The organism is Pseudomonas fluorescens HK44, assembly GCF_000217955.3.
Classification (GTDB): Bacteria; Pseudomonadota; Gammaproteobacteria; order Pseudomonadales; family Pseudomonadaceae; genus Aquipseudomonas; species Aquipseudomonas fluorescens_AQ.
On record NZ_AFOY02000017.1, the window covers coordinates 119294 to 136089 of the forward strand.

Below are 16796 nucleotides of genomic sequence, written 5' to 3' on the forward strand. Positions count from 1 at the left end.
TTTTCAATCGGTAAATCAATAAAGTTAATAGAACCTCAATCGTCGGAGGTCTTTTGCTTGTATTCGCACAGGTCTTCGATACGACAGCTGCCACAGCGGGGCTTGCGAGCCAGGCAAACGTAGCGCCCGTGGAGGATCAGCCAGTGATGGGAATCAAGCAGATATTCCTTGGGCACACACTTCATCAGTTTCTTTTCCACCTCGACGACATTCTTGCCTGGCGCTAACCCTGTGCGGTTGCTGACCCGGAAAATATGCGTGTCAACGGCCATGGTCAGCTGACGAAAAGCCGTGTTGAGCACCACGTTTGCAGTCTTTCTACCGACCCCGGGCAGTGCTTCGAGTTCCTCACGGGTTTGAGGTACTTCGCCGCCATGAAGCTCTACCAGCATTCGACAGGTTTCAATGACGTTCCTGGCCTTGCTGTTGAACAGGCCGATGGTCTTGATGTACTCGGACAATCCTTCTACACCCAGCGCATAAATCGCTGCCGGGGTATTGGCCACCGGAAACAGCTTGGCGGTGGCCTTGTTGACGCCCACGTCGGTGGATTGCGCGGAAAGGATCACGGCGATCAGCAATTCGAAGGGCGATGAGTAGGCCAGTTCGGTTTTCGGTTCTGGATTGTCTTCGTGAAGCCGGCGGAAAATTTCCAGGCGTTTTGCGGCATTCATGAGTAGAGCAGTTCCTTGAAGGCGGTCAGTGTGAGGTTGAGGCACCAGGCCAGGCTTGTTTGGCGGCTATGAGCAGTCCCAGCAGGATAAACCCGCCAGGGGCAAGGACGGCCAGTCGTATACCGCCGTCAGCGGCAAACAGCCAGCCTTGCCCGTTGGAATCGGCAAACCCGGTCAACCAGGACAGATGGCTGGCGAATGATCCATTGCCAATTCCTTCACGCAGCAAGCCCAGCAAAATCATCAGACCCAAAAACAGGCCAGACAGTTGGAGTCGGCTGCGCTTGCCTGCCTGGGTGAAAAAGCCGTTGTGCTCCAGCACGACACATTGCAGAGCAATCAGCCCCGCATAAATTCCCAGCTGCCTGTGCAGTTCAACGTTCCAGGCCTGCAATGCCAATGTGGCAAGGCTGGTCAACGTGGCGGCGAGCATCATGCCGGTGATCAGCTGCACGGACGGGACAATCCGCGGTCGCAACACGTGCATCTTCACGCCATAAATGCCGATGACCAGCAGCGATAGCAGCGACAGGCTCAAGGCGTTCACCAGAGAGTCGCTGGCACCGATCAATGGGGTCAGGATCAGCGAGTTTTGCAGCATCGAGGACTGGTTCATTGTCCGCTCCCGATCAGGTGTGGCTGATGCTCGTCGAAATAGCGTAACGCATCATGGATCGCACTGATCACCGCCCTCGAAGTGACGGTTGCCCCGGTCAATTGGTCGAACTGCCCCTGATCTTTTTTCAGTGCCCAGCCACTGTCACTGGGGTCGTTGCGCGACTTGCCGAAAAAGCCCTGAAGCCAGGGATTGGGCTGGTCGGCGATTCTCCCGCCCAGCCCTGGTGTTTCCGATTGCTTGAGGGTTTTGACCCCCAGCAGCTTGCCGTTGACGTCGATCACGATCAGCAGCTCGATCGCGTTTTCGTAACCCGTCACCTGGCTGCGTAATATCACTGCGCTGGGTTTTCCGCCTGCTGTCGCCAGGTAGCCGCCCAGCAAGGTGCTGTTGCTCAGCGCGATATCCTTGAGTTCGAGGGGCTGGTCCAACGGCTGATTGTCGTAGCTGCCGGCCGGCAGCATGTCGAACAGTTTGCGGCTCTCGATCAAGTGCTGTTCGGTCGAAATGCGTGGCGCAGCGGCGTATTGCAGGAAAAATGTCGCGCCTGCGCCCAGTCCGGCCACGACGACCAGCATCAGCACACTGAGATTCCGGTTCATGGCGTACGAGGCTCTGGTTGTGCAGCAGCGAGGCGTTCCAGGGCCGGTACGCAGAGATTCATCAGTAGCACTGCAAAGGCCACCCCGTCGGGATAGCCGCCCCAGGCTCGAATCAGGTAGGTCAGCAGGCCGACGCCCGCGCCGAACATCAGGCGGGCTTTGGGGTTCTTCGCTCCGGACACCGGTTCGGTCACGATAAAGAATGCCCCGAGCATGCTCGCGCCTGTCAGCAAGTGAAAGAGCGGGGAGCCGTGGGAGTCCGAGCCCGAGCCGTTCCAGCACAGCAGACTGATGACGAACAGGCTGCCGAGCATGCCGACGGGGGCATGCCAGCTGAACACCCGCTGCTGTAACAGGAAAGCGCCGCCGGCGAGGAAGGCCAGGTTGACCCATTCGATACCTTTGCCGCCAACGTGGCCAAACGCCGGGTTACCGGCGAAGAGTTCGTCGATGGTCAGGCTTTTGTTGATTCGCAGGCTATCCAGCGCCGTGGCCGTCACCCAGGCGTCGGGCTGTTCGACACCGCTGAAATTGAAACCGAAAATCTGTTGCAGGCCAGCGAGCAGATTCATCCCGTGGGACGTCGGCCAGTGGGTCATCTGTCGCGGGAAACACACCAGCACCAGCGCAAAACCGAGCATGGCCGGATTGAACGGGTTTTTGCCAACGCCACCATAAAGGTGCTTGCCGAAAAACATCGCGAATGCCGCAGCACTGACCGTCAGCCACCATGGACAGTAAGGCGGTAACGCCAGCGCCAGCAAGGTGGCGCTGACCAACGCGCTGCCGTCGCTTAACGCAGGCTTGAGCGGGTATTTGCGCAAGCGCAGCACCAGCGCTTCAACCGCCAACGCGCTGGCGCAGGCCAGCAGCAGATTGATCGGAACGCCCCAGCCAAATAACCAGAACAACACCAGCATGCCCGGCACGGTGGCCAGTAAAACCCGCTTCATCGCCTGTTGCAGGCGATCATCGACCGGTTCAAGGGGCGACATAGGCGTTTACCTGGCGCTCGGCTTCGCAGAGCCTTTCGCGGGCCTTGGCCAGGAGCTCCGCCGGCGTATCAGGATGCCGCTCGAGCTTGCTGACATCGGCGCGGGCATAAGCCAGTTCGGTTTTCAGTTGCCGCAGTTGAGCGTCGATGGGGCGTTTTTCGACGCGTACCAGATCGGGTGCCGGTTTTTCGCTGGCGCCTTCGGCATCGTGCAACGCCTGCTCGGCTTGAGCCAGGGCTGCGCTGAGCGCTTCCAGTTGCTCGGCCGGGGCTTCACTGGCCTGGGCTTTTTTCAGCTCGGCGCGACGCATCGCCAGCTGGATTTTCGCGCGTTTGAGTTCCGCGTCGTTGGGCGGCGCCGTCGGTTGTGCAGGTGCTGAAGGCACAGTGCTTTCGAGTTGTGCCAGGGCCTGCTCGGCGGCTTCGAACTGCTGCTGCAAAATGATCAGTTGCGACTGCTGTTCGAAGGTCGGTGGATGCCCGAATGCCTTCAGCGATTTGTTCAACTGTGCGCGGCTCATCGCCACATCGATCTTGGCTTTTTTCAGCGCGGCATCGGCGGCAGCGGCTTTTTGTGCCTGAACCCGGGCTATGGCGTCTTGCAGCGGGGTGTTGCTGGCGTCGCTGTGTTGCGCGGCTTTTTGCGCGCGGGCCAGTCGTTCGGCGTGCTTTTGCTCTTCCTCACGGCGCAGGCGCGCATTGCGCTGTTCGAAGCGCTGCCTTGCGTGATCGCGTTTGGCGGTGCGTGCCTGCAGTTCTTCGGGCGTGAATGCCAGACCACCGATAATCGGCAGCACCTTGGCCGAGGGCAAAGGATGCATTTCGATGCAATCCACCGGGCAGGGGGCTACGCACAGATCGCAGCCGGTGCATTCGTCGATAAGCACCGTGTGCATCAGTTTTGCCGCGCCGACAATCGCGTCGATCGGGCAGGCCTGAATGCACTTGGTGCAGCCGATGCATTCGGCTTCACGGATAAATGCAATTTGCGCCGGTGCCGAGCCACGGCTGACGTCCAGTTCCAGCACCGGGATTTTCAGCAGTTCGGCCAGCGCTGAAATGGTCTCGTTACCGCCCGGCGGGCACTTGTTGATTGCCTCGCCATTGGCAATGCCTTCAGCGTAGGGCTTGCATCCGGGGTGGCCGCATTTGCCGCATTGGGTCTGCGGCAGGAGTGCGTCGATACGTTGAATCAGACTCATGTTTTGATCAGTCCGCTGAAGCCGAGAAAGGCCACTGCGATCAGTCCGGCGCTGATCAGGTCGATCGGCAGGCCACGAAAGGGCAGGGGCACATCGTTATTGAGAGTGCGCTGACGCAGGTCGCTGAACAGACTCAGCACCAGCCAGAAACCCAGCCCGGCGCCAAGACACAGCGTTGCGTGATAACCCAAACCACTGTCGCCTTGCATGCCGAACAGGCTTAGCCCCAGCAGGCCAGCGTTGCCCAGCAGCAACGGCCACAAGCCGTTGAATGGTAACCGCGGCAGGGCACGCGCCAGCAGATTCAGCACCGGGGTAATCAGCAGCACGCTCAAGGGCAAAAACACAAACAGGTACAAGGACGCCAGACCCAACGGTATCAATAGCCAGTAATAAGCCGCGTAACCCAGAAGGCCGCTGAGCAACATCAGGGAGGTGGTCGCAATGCCCAGGGCATGAACCTGACGACGCTCGATGGCAGGTTCACGCGTCGATTGCATCAACGGATCGACACCCAGCGGCCAGTGCACGATGACGTTATTGATCAGGGCGGTGCTGATGAGCGTGAGCAGAATGTCGGTCATGGGCGTGCCGGGTTGAGCGAACGGGCCTGTGCTTAAAGATTAGGCATTATCCGGCAAGCAGATATGAAAATCCCACCGCCGCGAGTCAGCGCGACGGTGGGATCGGTTCAGCCAGGCACCTTACTTGATGCGCTGACCCGGCTTGGCGCCGCTGTCCGGGCTCAACAGGTAGATTTCTTCGCCGCCAGGGCCGGCCGCCATGACCATGCCTTCGGACATTCCGAAGCGCATTTTGCGTGGTTTAAGGTTGGCGATCATCATCGTCAGACGACCTTCAAGCTTGGCCGGGTCCGGATAAGCGCTCTTGATGCCGGAGAACACGTTGCGTTGCTCGTCACCGATATCCAGGGTCAGGCGCAGCAGCTTGTCCGCACCTTCCACGGCTTCGGCCTTGAGGATCAGGGCCACCCGCAGGTCGACGGCAGCAAAGGTATCGAACTCGATCTCTGGCGACAGCGGATCCTTGGCCAGTTCGCCATTCCCTTGTGGGGCGGCATCGCCGGTGTCGGTCTGGCTGGCGGCCAGGTCTTCTTTCGAAGCGTCGGTCATGGCTTGCACCTTGACCGGGTCGATACGCGTCATCAACGGTTTGAACTCGTTCAGCTGATGGTTGCTGAGCAGGGTTGCGTGATCGTTCCAGGTCAGCGGCGCGACATTGAGGAACGCCTCGGCATCGGCGGCCAGCAACGGCAGCACGGGCTTGAGGAAGATCACCAGTTGGCGGAACAGGTTGACGCCCAGGGCGCAGATCGCCTGGACTTCGTCTTGCTTGCCTTCCTGTTTGTTCAGCGACCATGGCGCCTTGTCGGCGATCCAGGCGTTGGCACGGTCGGCCAGGCCCATGATTTCGCGCATGGCACGGGCGAAGTCGCGAGCCTCGTAAGCCTCGGCGATGCTTGGCGCAGCGGCCAGGAACGCTTCGGTCAGCTCTGGCGCGGCATTACCGGCCACCAGCACTCCGGCGTTGCCTTTGTGGATGAAGCCTGCGCAGCGGCTGGCGATGTTGACGACTTTGCCGACCAGGTCGGAGTTGACCTTCTGCACGAAGTCTTCGAGGTTCAGGTCGAGGTCGTCGACGCCACGGCCGAGTTTGGCGGCGTAGTAGTAACGCAGGTATTCCGGCGACAGGTGGTCCAGGTACGTCCGGGCCTTGATAAAGGTGCCGCGGGACTTGGACATCTTCTGGCCGTTGACGGTCAGGTAGCCGTGTACGTTGATACCGGTCGGCTTGCGGTAGCCCGCGCCTTCAAGCATGGCTGGCCAGAACAGTGCGTGGAAGTTGACGATGTCCTTGCCGATGAAGTGGTACAGCTCGGCGGTGGAGTCCTTGGCCCAGTAGGCGTCGAAGTCCAGTTCGGGACGACGTGCGCAGAGGTTCTTGAAGCTCGCCATGTAGCCGATCGGCGCGTCCAGCCAGACGTAGAAGTACTTGCCTGGCTCGTCAGGGATTTCGAAACCGAAGTACGGCGCATCGCGGGAGATATCCCACTGCTGCAGGCCGACATCCAGCCATTCGGCGATCTTGTTTGCGACCGCGTCTTGCAGGGTGCCGCTGCGGGTCCATTCCTGCAGCATGTGCTGGAAGTCCGGCAGCTTGAAGAAGAAGTGCTGGGAATCCTTGAGCACCGGCGTGGCGCCAGAGATCGCCGACTTCGGATCTTTCAGGTCGGTAGGCGCGTAGGTGGCACCGCATTTTTCGCAGTTGTCGCCGTACTGGTCTTCAGTGCCGCACTTCGGGCAGGTGCCCTTGATGAAGCGGTCGGCCAGGAACATTTTCTTTTCCGGGTCGAAATACTGGGTGATCGAGCGCGTGGCGATGTGCCCGGCGTCGCGCAGCTTCAGGTAGATCTGGCTCGACAGCTCACGGTTTTCTTCGGCGTGAGTGGAGTGGAAGTTGTCGAAGTCCACCAGGAACTCGGCAAAGTCGGCGCTGTGTTCAGCCTGGACGTTGGCGATCAGTTGTTCCGGGGTGATGCCTTCTTTTTCTGCGCGCAACATGATGGCCGATCCGTGGGCGTCGTCCGCGCAGACGTAAGTGCATTGATTGCCGCGATGCTTCTGGAAGCGCACCCACATATCGGTCTGGATGTACTCAAGCATATGGCCAAGGTGGATTGAACCATTGGCATAGGGCAGGGCGCTGGTGACGAGGATCTTGCGTGGCTCGGACATGGGGCTCGGCTACTTGATGAAACGGAGGTCGGCCACTATAAAGCGCCGGCGCATATTTTTCACCCTTCAGGCCTGTTTCCGGATGCATCGGCTGCGAATACCTGTGGCGAGGGAGCTTGCTCCCGCTGGGTGGCGAAGCCGCCCCAAATAAGGTGACGCCGAGCTGACAGTATCGCCGCGTCAATAAAATTACGGCTGCTGCGCACCCGAGCGGGAGCAAGCTCCCTCGCCACAAATGAGTGTCCGGCGTAGGATACCCGTCTGATTTTCCAGTCTTGTTATCGGAGTTGCCCATGAGCGCCGTCAATCGCGCAGCGGTGGAAGCCGTCCTTCGTCAGTACACCGACCCTTACCTGAACCAGGATCCGATCAGCGCCGGTTGCCTGCGCAGCATCGACATCCAGGGCGACCGCGTCAGCGTTCAACTGGAACTGGGCTACGCCGCCGGCCTGTTCAAGAGTGGTTGGGCGCAGATGCTGCAAATGGCTATCGAGGGCCTGGAGGGCGTGACCTCGGCCAAAGTCGACATCACCACGGTAATTGCCGCGCACAAGGCTCAGGCGCAGATTCCAGGCCTGGCCAACGTCAAGAACGTGGTCGCCGTGGCGTCCGGCAAGGGGGGTGTGGGCAAATCCACCACCGCCGCCAACCTTGCGTTGGCGCTGGCCCGCGAAGGCGCCAAGGTCGGGATCCTCGATGCCGATATCTATGGCCCGAGCCAGGGCATCATGTTCGGCATCCCGGAAGGCACCCGACCTAAAATCAAGGACCAGAAGTGGTTCGTGCCGATCGAGTCGCATGGCGTTGAAGTCATGTCCATGGCGTTTTTGACCGACGACAACACGCCGATGGTCTGGCGTGGCCCAATGGTCTCCGGCGCCTTGCTGCAACTGGTGACGCAGACGGCCTGGAGCGAACTGGATTATCTGGTGATCGACATGCCGCCGGGCACTGGTGACATTCAGTTGACCCTGGCGCAAAAAGTCCCGGTGGCGGGTGCGGTGATCGTCACCACGCCGCAGGATCTGGCATTGCTGGACGCCCGCAAAGGCGTGGAGATGTTCCGCAAGGTCAACATTCCAGTGCTCGGCGTGGTGGAAAACATGGCCGTGCACATCTGCTCCAACTGCGGTCATGCCGAGCACCTGTTCGGTGAAGGCGGCGGCGAGAAACTGGCCAGCCAATATGGCGTCGAACTGCTGGCATCGCTGCCGCTGTCGATGGTGATCCGCGAGCAGGCTGACGGCGGCAAGCCAACAGTGATTGCCGAACCGGACAGCCAGATCGCCATGGTCTACCAGGAACTGGCCCGTCACGTGGGGGCGCGGATTGTCTTGCAGGAAGCTGCCACGCCAGCGATGCCGAACATCACCGTCAGCGACGATTGATATCTGTCAAATAGCATGCTGAACCTGTGGGAGCGAGCCTGCTCGCGATGAGGGCATAACATTCACGATTGATTGTGACTGTTGCACCGCTATCGCGAGCAGACGGAGCGCCGCCCGGCTCCCACATCTATGGTTACCCCCTTTTCTGCAATACTGTTTTGTTGATGCGTGTTTGGCTTGCTTTCATCTATCCGCGCGTCTGTGTGGGGTGGCAACCCCGCGCGCCTCGAATGAGAATCGCATACGCGACGATCCTAATTTATTCGACGGCCTTTCAGCGGTGGTGGGAGCTCAGGGTTTGTCGTCAGGGCGGTTGGCCCGTTCAGCGTCCATCAGCTTATCCAGCATCGCAAAACCAGGTGTGGTGGGGTGCTGGCGGTGGTCACAGCAGGTCAGGCGTTCATCGCGGCTGGCTCCTGCATCGAATTCGGTGTGGTGGGCCGCAATCGCCCAGGCGACCCTCGCCAGCTTGTTGGCCAGCGCGCAGACCACATGGTTGGAGTGATGGTGGGCCAATAGCTGCCGGACCCAGTCCGCCAGCCAGCCTTTCTGTCGGTCCAGTTGCATCAGGTAAACACGGGCACATTGGACAAGCAGGCGCCGCTGGTTGCGATCACCTCGCTTGCTGATGCCCAGCAGGACGGTCTTGCCGCCCGTAGAATGCTGGTTTGGGTATCAGCCCGATTGAGGCCGAATAGCCTCGGCCGCATTTGAACTGCTTGCCATCGCCCAATTCGGCAGCCAGGACGCTGGAGGTGATCGGGCCTACGCAGGGCATGGTCATCAAACGAGCCGCCAGATCATCTTCGGCGGCCTGGCATTCCACTTCCTTGTCCAGCGTCTTGATCTGCCCATCCAGATAGGTGAAGTGCTCCTGCAACCTCGTCAGAAGTTTTTTGATGGGCACAGGAATTGAACTCGCTTCAAGCCGAGCGGGCAGTTCTTTGATGGGCTTGAAGCCTGTGGCCAGACTGACGCCGACCTCCAAAAGCGCTGCGTGAATCCGATTGACGGTCGCGGTGCGCTCTTTGATGAACGAATCGCGTGTCGAGTTGAGCATGGCCAGCAGCTGCTGAGCCTGGGTTTTGGGGTGTACAAAGCGCATTGTTGGACGAGTCGCCGCCTCGCAGATCGCCTCGGCATCAGCGAAGTCGTTTTTGTTGCTTTTCACGTAAGGGCGTACGAGATGCGGGGCAATGAGCTTGGGCGTATGTCCCAGCTTCGCGACCTCCTGCGCCATGAAGTGGGCTCCGCCGCAGGCTTCCATCACAACGGTGCAGGGTTCGAGATTCATCAGGTGCTGCATGAGCGCCGCACGAGTAAACTTTTTGCGGTAACTCATGACCACGATCATCTTGCGCGTGTAGATGGAAAGAGTGTTTTCCCAGATCGATGGCGGCAATAGCTACTTTGTTCATGGCAACGGTCTCCGATGAGCCCCCTGCGAAAGCTTAGTGGGCGATCACAGGGGGCGGCGGGGGTAGCCATTTCATTATTGGTTTCAGGTAGGTCTTAAATGCGCAAACCGCCATCCATTTCCAGGATCCGGCCGGTGTAATAGTCGTTCTCGAAGATGTACGCCGCCGAATGGGCGATTTCTTCCGGTTTGCCCATGCGCTTGAGCGGAATCCCGGAGGTCATTTTCTCCAGCGCTTCAGGTTTCATGCCCAGGGTCATTTCGGTTTCGATGAAGCCCGGCGCAATACCGGCCACGCGAATGCCGTAGCGCGCCAGTTCCTTGGCCCAGGTCACGGTGGCCGCAGCAACCCCGGCCTTGGCGGCGGAGTAGTTGGTCTGGCCGACGTTGCCGGCGCGGGAGATCGAGGAAATGTTGACGACCACACCGCTGGTCTTCAGCTCGATCATTTTCGCCGCCACTTCCCGGGTGCACAGGAACACGCCGGTCAGGTTGACGTCGATCACGGCCTGCCACTGGGCCAGGCTCAGCTTGGTTATTTCGCCATCCTTGACCTTGATCAGCAGGCCATCGCGCAGAATCCCGGCGTTGTTGATCAGGCCGTGGATCGCGCCGAAGTCTTCGGCAACCTGGGCGACCATATGCGTCACCTGTTCTTCATTGGCGACGTTGCACAGGTAAGCGCGAGCCTCGACGCCGGCGGCCTTGCAGGCGGCGACGGCCTGGTCGAGTTTCTCCTGATTGAGGTCGACCAACGCCAGTTTTGCGCCCTTGGCGGCGAAATACTCGGCCATCGAACGGCCTAAACCCTGGCAACCGCCCGTGATAATGATTACTTTGTCAGTGAGTTTCATTCGCATGCCCTCAATGGCAGGTCAGAGTAGTTTCCTTTTAGAGAGTCTCTCGATCTGCACCTGGTTTGGCCTGGCTGCACATGAGAACTGCCCGAGGGCATTGCTGGAACTTTGTCCCAGGTGCCTGTCCGTTTTTTTGACGGATTCTATATAAGGAGTCATAAATTGAGCGTTGAAGCTGCCAAGCATGCCCGAGAATTGTTACTCAAGGAATACCGCGGAGTGCTCTCGACACACTCCAAGGCGATGCCCGGTTTCCCGTTCGGCTCGGTGGTTCCTTATTGCCTGGACGAGCAGGGTCGGCCGCTGATCCTGATCAGCCGGATCGCCCAGCACACCCACAATCTGCAAAAAGACCCCAAATGCTCATTGCTGGTGGGTGAGCGCGAGGCTGAAGACGTGCAGGCCGTTGGTCGCCTGACCTACCTGGCCGAGGCGGAAAAAATCGAAGACCAGGCTGCCATCGATGCCGCCGCCGAGCGTTATTACCGCTATTTCCCGGATTCGCAGAATTATCACAAGGCGCATGATTTCGACTTCTGGGTACTCAAACCGGTACGGCATCGCTACATCGGCGGTTTCGGTGCGATTCACTGGGTCGACCAACTGACCCTGGCCAACCCGTTCGCCGGCAAGGCTGAAGTGAGTATGGTCGAACACATGAACGCCGACCACGCCAAGGCCATCGCCCATTACGTCGACCTGGCCGGCTTGCCGAAAACCGCACCCGCTCAGTTGGCGGGTATCGACAGCGAAGGGATGCACCTGCGCATTGGCCAGGGGCTTTACTGGTTGCCGTTCCCGGAGGTGTGTAATACGCCGACACAAGTACGCGAAGCCTTGGTTTTATTGGCTCACGCCGAGCATTGGCCGAAAAATGCGACAGCCGACGCTTGAAATCACGAAACGGCGACGTCATCTAGGTTTTACTTGCAAGGCATTCTTGCGTTGAGGAACCATTTGATGCGCCCTTTTTTGTTGCTCTTTCTGCTGTTCCCGGTGTTGGAGCTGTTCGTATTCGTCAAGGTCAGCGCGGCCATCGGGTTTTTCCCGGCGCTGCTGCTGATTATTCTCGGCTCGATGTTCGGCGTGTTCGTGCTGCGCATCGCCGGTCTGGCGACCGCCTTGCGCGCTCGTGAAAGCCTGAATCGCGGCGAACTGCCAGCGCAGACCATGCTTGAAGGCCTGATGCTGGCCTTGGGTGGCGGTCTGTTGATCCTGCCGGGTTTCATCAGCAGTGTGATCGGTCTGATCATGATATTGCCGATCACCCGTCGGCTGCTGGCCAATAAGATGCGCCAGCGCGCCGAAGAGCAGGTCATTCGTCAGCGTGCCTTTGCCGATGATCTGCAACCGCGTGGCGGCCCGGCTCCGCGTCAACCGTTGGGCCGTGAGCCGAACGTGATCGAGGGCGAGTTCGAGCACCGCGACTCCAAATAACTGTTTCATTGACACGGCACCTTCGGGTGCCGTGTTCGTTTCTGTGGTCGGTGCCGTAAAAAAAATCACTGCCCCGCCCTTGTAATAAGCTTATGCGCCCTTATGTAACGGTCACCGCAAGGTTTCTGGTGAAGATCACCAGACAGACTTCCGCGGTTCGCTTGACGAGCCGCAACCGGCAACGCCGGAATTTAACCTGCCGGGATTACACCGGCCGCTGAAAACCACAATTAGGAGAGATCGACAATGAAGCTTCGTCCTCTGCATGACCGCGTCGTCATCCGTCGCAGCGAAGAAGAAAAGAAAACCGCTGGCGGTATCGTTCTGCCAGGTTCGGCTGCCGAAAAAGCCAACAGCGGTGAAGTCCTTGCTGTAGGTACCGGCCGCGTGCTGGACAACGGTGAAGTGCGTGCGCTGGCCGTGAAAGTGGGTGACAAGGTTGTGTTCGGCCCGTACTCCGGCAGCAACACTGTGAAAGTCGACGGTGAAGACCTGCTGGTAATGGCTGAGAACGAGATTCTCGCTGTTATCGAAGGCTGATTTGCGCTCAATTTCCCGCTACTACAACAGTATTTAAGGAATATCGATCATGGCTGCTAAAGAAGTTAAATTCGGCGATTCCGCCCGTAAGAAAATGCTCGCCGGTGTCAACGTCCTGGCTGACGCAGTAAAAGCGACCCTGGGCCCTAAAGGCCGTAACGTGATCATCGAGAAGAGCTTCGGCGCTCCGACCATCACCAAGGACGGCGTTTCCGTAGCCAAAGAAATCGAGCTGAAAGACCGTTTCGAAAACATGGGCGCGCAGCTGGTCAAGGACGTTGCCTCCCGTGCCAACGATGACGCAGGCGACGGCACCACCACCGCGACCGTTCTGGCTCAATCGATCGTCAACGAAGGCCTGAAAGCCGTCGCTGCCGGCATGAACCCGATGGACCTGAAACGCGGTATCGACAAAGCGACCATCGCTATCGTCAAAGAGCTCAAAGCCCTGTCCAAGCCATGCGCTGACACCAAGGCCATCGCTCAGGTCGGCACCATCTCGGCCAACTCCGACAACTCCATCGGCGACATCATTGCCGAAGCCATGGAAAAAGTCGGTAAAGAAGGCGTGATCACCGTTGAAGAAGGCTCGGGCCTGGAAAACGAACTGTCGGTTGTAGAAGGCATGCAGTTCGACCGCGGCTACCTGTCCCCATACTTCGTCAACAAGCCAGAGACCATGACCGCCGAACTGGACGGTCCGCTGATCCTGCTGGTCGACAAAAAGATCTCGAACATCCGCGAAATGCTGCCAGTACTGGAAGCCGTTGCCAAAGCCGGCCGTCCTCTGCTGATCGTTGCCGAAGACGTTGAAGGCGAAGCCCTGGCGACTCTGGTTGTGAACAACATGCGTGGCATCGTTAAAGTAGCAGCTGTCAAAGCCCCGGGCTTTGGCGACCGTCGCAAGGCCATGCTGCAGGACATCGCTGTTCTGACTGGCGGTACCGTTATCTCCGAAGAGATCGGCCTGAGCCTGGAAAGCACTACCCTGGAACACCTGGGTAATGCCAAGCGCGTGATCCTGTCCAAAGAAAACACCACTGTCATCGACGGTGCTGGCGTTGAGGCTGACATCCAGGCTCGCGTTGTTCAGATCCGTCAACAAGTGGCTGATACTTCGTCCGACTACGACCGTGAAAAACTGCAAGAGCGTCTGGCCAAGCTGTCCGGCGGCGTTGCAGTGATCAAGGTTGGCGCGGGTTCCGAAGTTGAAATGAAAGAGAAGAAAGCCCGCGTTGAAGACGCCCTGCACGCTACCCGTGCAGCCGTTGAAGAAGGCGTGGTGCCTGGCGGTGGCGTGGCACTGGTTCGCGCTCTGCAAGCGATCTCCGAGCTCAAAGGCGACAACGATGACCAGAACGTAGGCATCCAGTTGCTGCGTCGCGCTGTTGAAGCGCCACTGCGTCAGATCGTTGCCAACTCCGGTGACGAGCCAAGCGTTGTTGTCGACAAGGTCAAGCAGGGCAAGGGTAACTACGGTTACAACGCTGCTACCGGCGAATACGGCGACATGATCGAAATGGGTATCCTGGACCCGGCCAAAGTGACTCGTTCGGCTCTGCAAGCGGCTTCGTCGATTGCCAGCCTGATGATCACCACCGAAGCCATGATCGCCGAGATCAAGGAAGACGCACCAGCTGGCGGCGGTATGCCAGACATGGGCGGTATGGGCGGCATGGGCGGCATGATGTAAGCCAGCCTTACCCTGTACGAAAAAACCCCGCCTGCGTTATGCAGGCGGGGTTTTTTTATGTCTAAAACATATCGGCAGACCTTCCCTGACAGGGTTTGGATCAACAGATCTATCCCTGAGCCACTCTTGGCCTTAAGCTGCGCGGGCCAAGACGGCCGTTACTGTGTACGGAGCAAGTGCCCATGCGAATTCTATTGGTTGAAGACAACCGCGACATCCTCGCCAATCTGGCCGATTACCTGGGGCTTAAAGGCTATACCGTGGATTGCGCGCAGGACGGTTTGTCAGGTCTGCACCTGGCGGCCACCGAGCATTACGACCTGATCGTGCTCGACGTCATGCTGCCCGGCATCGATGGTTACACCCTGTGCAAACGCCTGCGTGAAGATGCCCGGCGCGATACCCCGGTGATCATGCTGACCGCCCGTGACCAACTGGATGACCGGCTGCAGGGCTTCAAGTCCGGCGCCGATGATTACCTGGTCAAACCGTTTGCCCTGTCTGAACTGGCGGCGCGCATCGAGGCGGTCATGCGTCGTACCCAGGGTGGCGGTCGCCGTGCCCTGCAGGTTGGCGATCTGAGCTACGACCTCGACACGCTGGAAGTGACCCGCGAAGGACGCCTGCTGAAACTCAACCCGGTAGGCCTCAAGCTGCTGGCGGTGTTGATGCAGAAAAGCCCGCACGTCTTGCGTCGTGAAATACTCGAAGAAGCCCTCTGGGGTGACGACTGTCCGGACAGCGACAGCCTGCGCAGTCACGTCCATCAGTTGCGCCAGGTGATCGACAAGCCGTTCGCCAAACCATTGCTGCAAACCGTGCACGGCGTCGGCTATCGCCTGGCCGAGGGGCGTGATGGAGTTTAAGCAGAGCCTTGCTCAGCGGATCATTATTGCCTTTGCCTTGATGAGTGCGTTGGTGGCGGGCGCATTCGCCATGGGCATCGTGGCGACTGTGCATCTGGTCGAAGCAAAGCTGATTTCCGCAGGCTTGGGTAGCGATTTACAGCGTTTGCTGTTGATGGACAGCATGGCCGACTGGAATCACCGTCCCGAGCCCGATCAGTTGTTCTACTTCAGTGGCGGTCCTGGCGATTTTGACTTGCCCAGGGACCTGCGGCATCTGAATGCGGGCTTCCATGAAGTGTTTCGCGAGCAACTGTCCTATCACGCGATCGTCGAGATCGTTGACGGTCGGCGCTACGTCCTGCTGCAAGACCAGAGCGATTTCGAAGAGCGCGAGCGAGTGCTGTTTGCCGTGGTGCTGGTGGGGTTCGTATTCAGTCTGGCATTGGCGGTGTTCCTCGGCTGGGTGCTGGCACGCAAGGTCATGGCGCCGGTGGTCCGGCTGGCGCGCCAGGTGCGTCACCGCGATCAACTGCTCGGTCTGGCACCGCCCCTGGCGCCGGACTATGCCGCCGATGAAGTCGGTGAACTGGCCGTCGCCTTCGACGCCACGCTGGGCCGATTGCGCCAGGCACTGAGCCGCGAGCGGCTGTTCACCAGCGACGTCAGTCACGAGCTGCGCACCCCATTGATGGTATTGGCCAGTTCCTGTGAACTGTTGCTCGAGAATCCGGACCTCGATCAGCGCAGTCGCAACCAGGTCGAGCGGATTGCTCGTGCCTGTGAAGAGATGCGCGATCTGGTCCAGACCTTCCTGATGCTCGCCCGGGCCCAGCGTGAAGATGCCAGCATGTCGCCGCAACAGACCTTGGGGCAGGTGGCCGAGGACTTGCTCGGCCTGTGGCGCCAGCCGATCGAGCACAAGGGGCTCACGCTGTTTTATGAACCCGGCAACCCGACGGATACGCGCTATAACGCGACATTCCTGCACGCGGTCATGGGTAACCTGTTGCGTAATGCCTTGCACTACACCGACAGCGGGTTTATTCGCCTGACCATTCTGCCCCGCGGTTTTCTGGTCGAAGACAGTGGCGTCGGTATTCCCGAAGAGAAGCGCGAAGCGATGTTCGAGCCGTTTGTGCGCGGTGGCGAGAAGCGTGGGGAAGGGCTTGGGCTGGGCCTGTCACTGGTGCAGCGAATTTGTGAAAACCAGGGCTGGAGCGTCAGTCTCAGCACCATGGAACCTAACGGCTGCCGCTTTTATGTCGAACTGGGCAACCCGGACGCCTGATGCCTCGGTCGCGACCGTAGAAGCAGAGTTCAAGCAGGCGGATTTTCGGGTTCAGGACCCGCCAGCAAGCGGCTTCGCATGACATGAAACAGCTGCGCCGCCACTCGTCGTGGGGCTCGGCAGATTGGGAGAAGCTCAACTATTTTTATAACAAGGTATTTGGCAGCTCCATCAAAGGTTTGTAGCGATGAAACTAGAAATTGCTAGGGGTCTTTTTTTGGCAGGAGCCTTGGCAGTTGTTTCATTGGCGGTGGTTGGACTGGAGCAGCCACGTACGCAAGTTCTCAGTGCAAAGCATGGGGGCGCGCATTGCCCGCTACCACGGGCTGCGAAGTCATCCACGGTGACCCACTCCGAAAATGATGAGCTGTTCTTGTTCATGCTTGGCATGACTCAGGGAATGAAACACCAGAGTTGAAATTCCTCAGCCCAGATCAAAGGCCTTGCATACGCGAGGCTTTTTTTTGTTTTTGAACCCAAATCT

General features: G+C 59.1%; 16 protein-coding genes and 2 pseudogenes. 9 read left to right on the forward strand and 9 right to left on the reverse strand.

From position 1 onward, the window contains the following. Positions 1-35: 35 nt before the first annotated feature. The 7 genes from nth to metG form a co-directional block, all read right to left on the reverse strand. The gene (nth, locus tag HK44_RS21295; protein WP_019693350.1) at positions 36-674 is read right to left on the reverse strand and encodes an endonuclease III; all 639 of its coding nucleotides are present in this window, start codon (positions 672-674) and stop codon (positions 36-38) included. Positions 675-699: 25 nt separating this feature from the next. Continuing rightward, a complete protein-coding gene (locus HK44_RS21300) occupies positions 700-1290 on the reverse strand; it encodes an Rnf-Nqr domain containing protein (protein WP_019693349.1) in 591 nt (196 codons plus the stop codon). Then, positions 1287-1892: an RnfABCDGE type electron transport complex subunit G gene (locus HK44_RS21305; RefSeq protein ID WP_019693348.1), complete on the reverse strand. Its 606-nt coding sequence runs from the start codon at positions 1890-1892 to the stop codon at positions 1287-1289. The genes HK44_RS21300 and HK44_RS21305 overlap by 4 nt, the downstream gene beginning before the upstream one ends. After that, positions 1889-2887 carry an RnfABCDGE type electron transport complex subunit D gene (locus tag HK44_RS21310; protein WP_019693347.1) on the reverse strand — a complete coding sequence of 333 codons (999 nt, stop codon included), beginning with the start codon at positions 2885-2887 and terminating at the stop codon, positions 1889-1891. The genes HK44_RS21305 and HK44_RS21310 overlap by 4 nt, the downstream gene beginning before the upstream one ends. Further along, the gene (rsxB, locus tag HK44_RS21315) at positions 2874-4088 is read right to left on the reverse strand and encodes an electron transport complex subunit RsxB (protein WP_019693346.1); all 1215 of its coding nucleotides are present in this window, start codon (positions 4086-4088) and stop codon (positions 2874-2876) included. The genes HK44_RS21310 and rsxB overlap by 14 nt, the downstream gene beginning before the upstream one ends. After that, positions 4085-4672: an Rnf-Nqr domain containing protein gene (locus HK44_RS21320; protein ID WP_019693345.1), complete on the reverse strand. Its 588-nt coding sequence runs from the start codon at positions 4670-4672 to the stop codon at positions 4085-4087. Before HK44_RS21320 ends, rsxB begins: the two co-directional genes overlap by 4 nt. A gap of 120 nt (positions 4673-4792) precedes the next feature. After that, positions 4793-6844 (reverse strand): methionine--tRNA ligase, encoded by a 2052-nt coding sequence (metG, locus tag HK44_RS21325; RefSeq protein WP_019693344.1) that lies wholly within the window; start codon positions 6842-6844, stop codon positions 4793-4795. 293 nt (positions 6845-7137) lie between these two features. On the opposite strand from metG, the gene apbC reads away from it, so the two are divergent. Then, positions 7138-8232 carry an iron-sulfur cluster carrier protein ApbC gene (gene apbC, locus HK44_RS21330; protein ID WP_019693343.1) on the forward strand — a complete coding sequence of 365 codons (1095 nt, stop codon included), beginning with the start codon at positions 7138-7140 and terminating at the stop codon, positions 8230-8232. A gap of 417 nt (positions 8233-8649) precedes the next feature. Here the strand turns inward: apbC and HK44_RS21335 are convergent. Together HK44_RS21335 and HK44_RS21340 are read right to left on the reverse strand one after the other, a co-directional pair. Then, a pseudogene (locus HK44_RS21335) lies at positions 8650-9650 on the reverse strand (IS110 family transposase); the annotation flags it as partial. Positions 9651-9744: 94 nt separating this feature from the next. Continuing rightward, complete coding sequence (locus HK44_RS21340; protein ID WP_019693342.1) at positions 9745-10503, reverse strand: SDR family oxidoreductase; 759 nt, start codon at positions 10501-10503, stop codon at positions 9745-9747. Between the two features lie 165 nt (positions 10504-10668). Between HK44_RS21340 and HK44_RS21345 the strand changes: the two genes are divergently transcribed. The 8 genes and pseudogenes from HK44_RS21345 (at position 10669) to HK44_RS21375 (ending at position 16730) form a co-directional block, all read left to right on the forward strand. After that, entirely contained in the window at positions 10669-11400 is a 732-nt protein-coding gene (locus HK44_RS21345) for a HugZ family protein (protein ID WP_019693341.1), read from the forward strand. A gap of 66 nt (positions 11401-11466) precedes the next feature. Further along, positions 11467-11943, forward strand: a complete 477-nt coding sequence (locus tag HK44_RS21350; protein ID WP_019693340.1) for an FxsA family protein — start codon at positions 11467-11469, stop codon at positions 11941-11943. A 246-nt stretch (positions 11944-12189) separates the two neighbouring features. Continuing rightward, positions 12190-12483 (forward strand): co-chaperone GroES, encoded by a 294-nt coding sequence (locus HK44_RS21355; RefSeq protein ID WP_008032125.1) that lies wholly within the window; start codon positions 12190-12192, stop codon positions 12481-12483. 49 nt (positions 12484-12532) lie between these two features. Then, positions 12533-14176, forward strand: coding sequence for a chaperonin GroEL (gene groL / locus HK44_RS21360; protein WP_019693339.1), 1644 nt, complete (start codon positions 12533-12535; stop codon positions 14174-14176). A gap of 182 nt (positions 14177-14358) precedes the next feature. Continuing rightward, positions 14359-15042, forward strand: coding sequence for a two-component system response regulator ColR (gene colR / locus HK44_RS21365; RefSeq protein ID WP_019693338.1), 684 nt, complete (start codon positions 14359-14361; stop codon positions 15040-15042). Next, positions 15032-16312 carry a sensor histidine kinase gene (locus HK44_RS21370; protein WP_019693337.1) on the forward strand — a complete coding sequence of 427 codons (1281 nt, stop codon included), beginning with the start codon at positions 15032-15034 and terminating at the stop codon, positions 16310-16312. The genes colR and HK44_RS21370 overlap by 11 nt, the downstream gene beginning before the upstream one ends. Before the next feature lie 56 nt (positions 16313-16368). Continuing rightward, positions 16369-16497, forward strand: a pseudogene (locus tag HK44_RS29910) (lipopolysaccharide kinase InaA family protein); the annotation flags it as partial. A 2-nt stretch (positions 16498-16499) separates the two neighbouring features. Further along, positions 16500-16730, forward strand: coding sequence for a hypothetical protein (locus tag HK44_RS21375; RefSeq protein ID WP_019693335.1), 231 nt, complete (start codon positions 16500-16502; stop codon positions 16728-16730). The last annotated feature ends 66 nt before the right edge of the window (positions 16731-16796 follow it).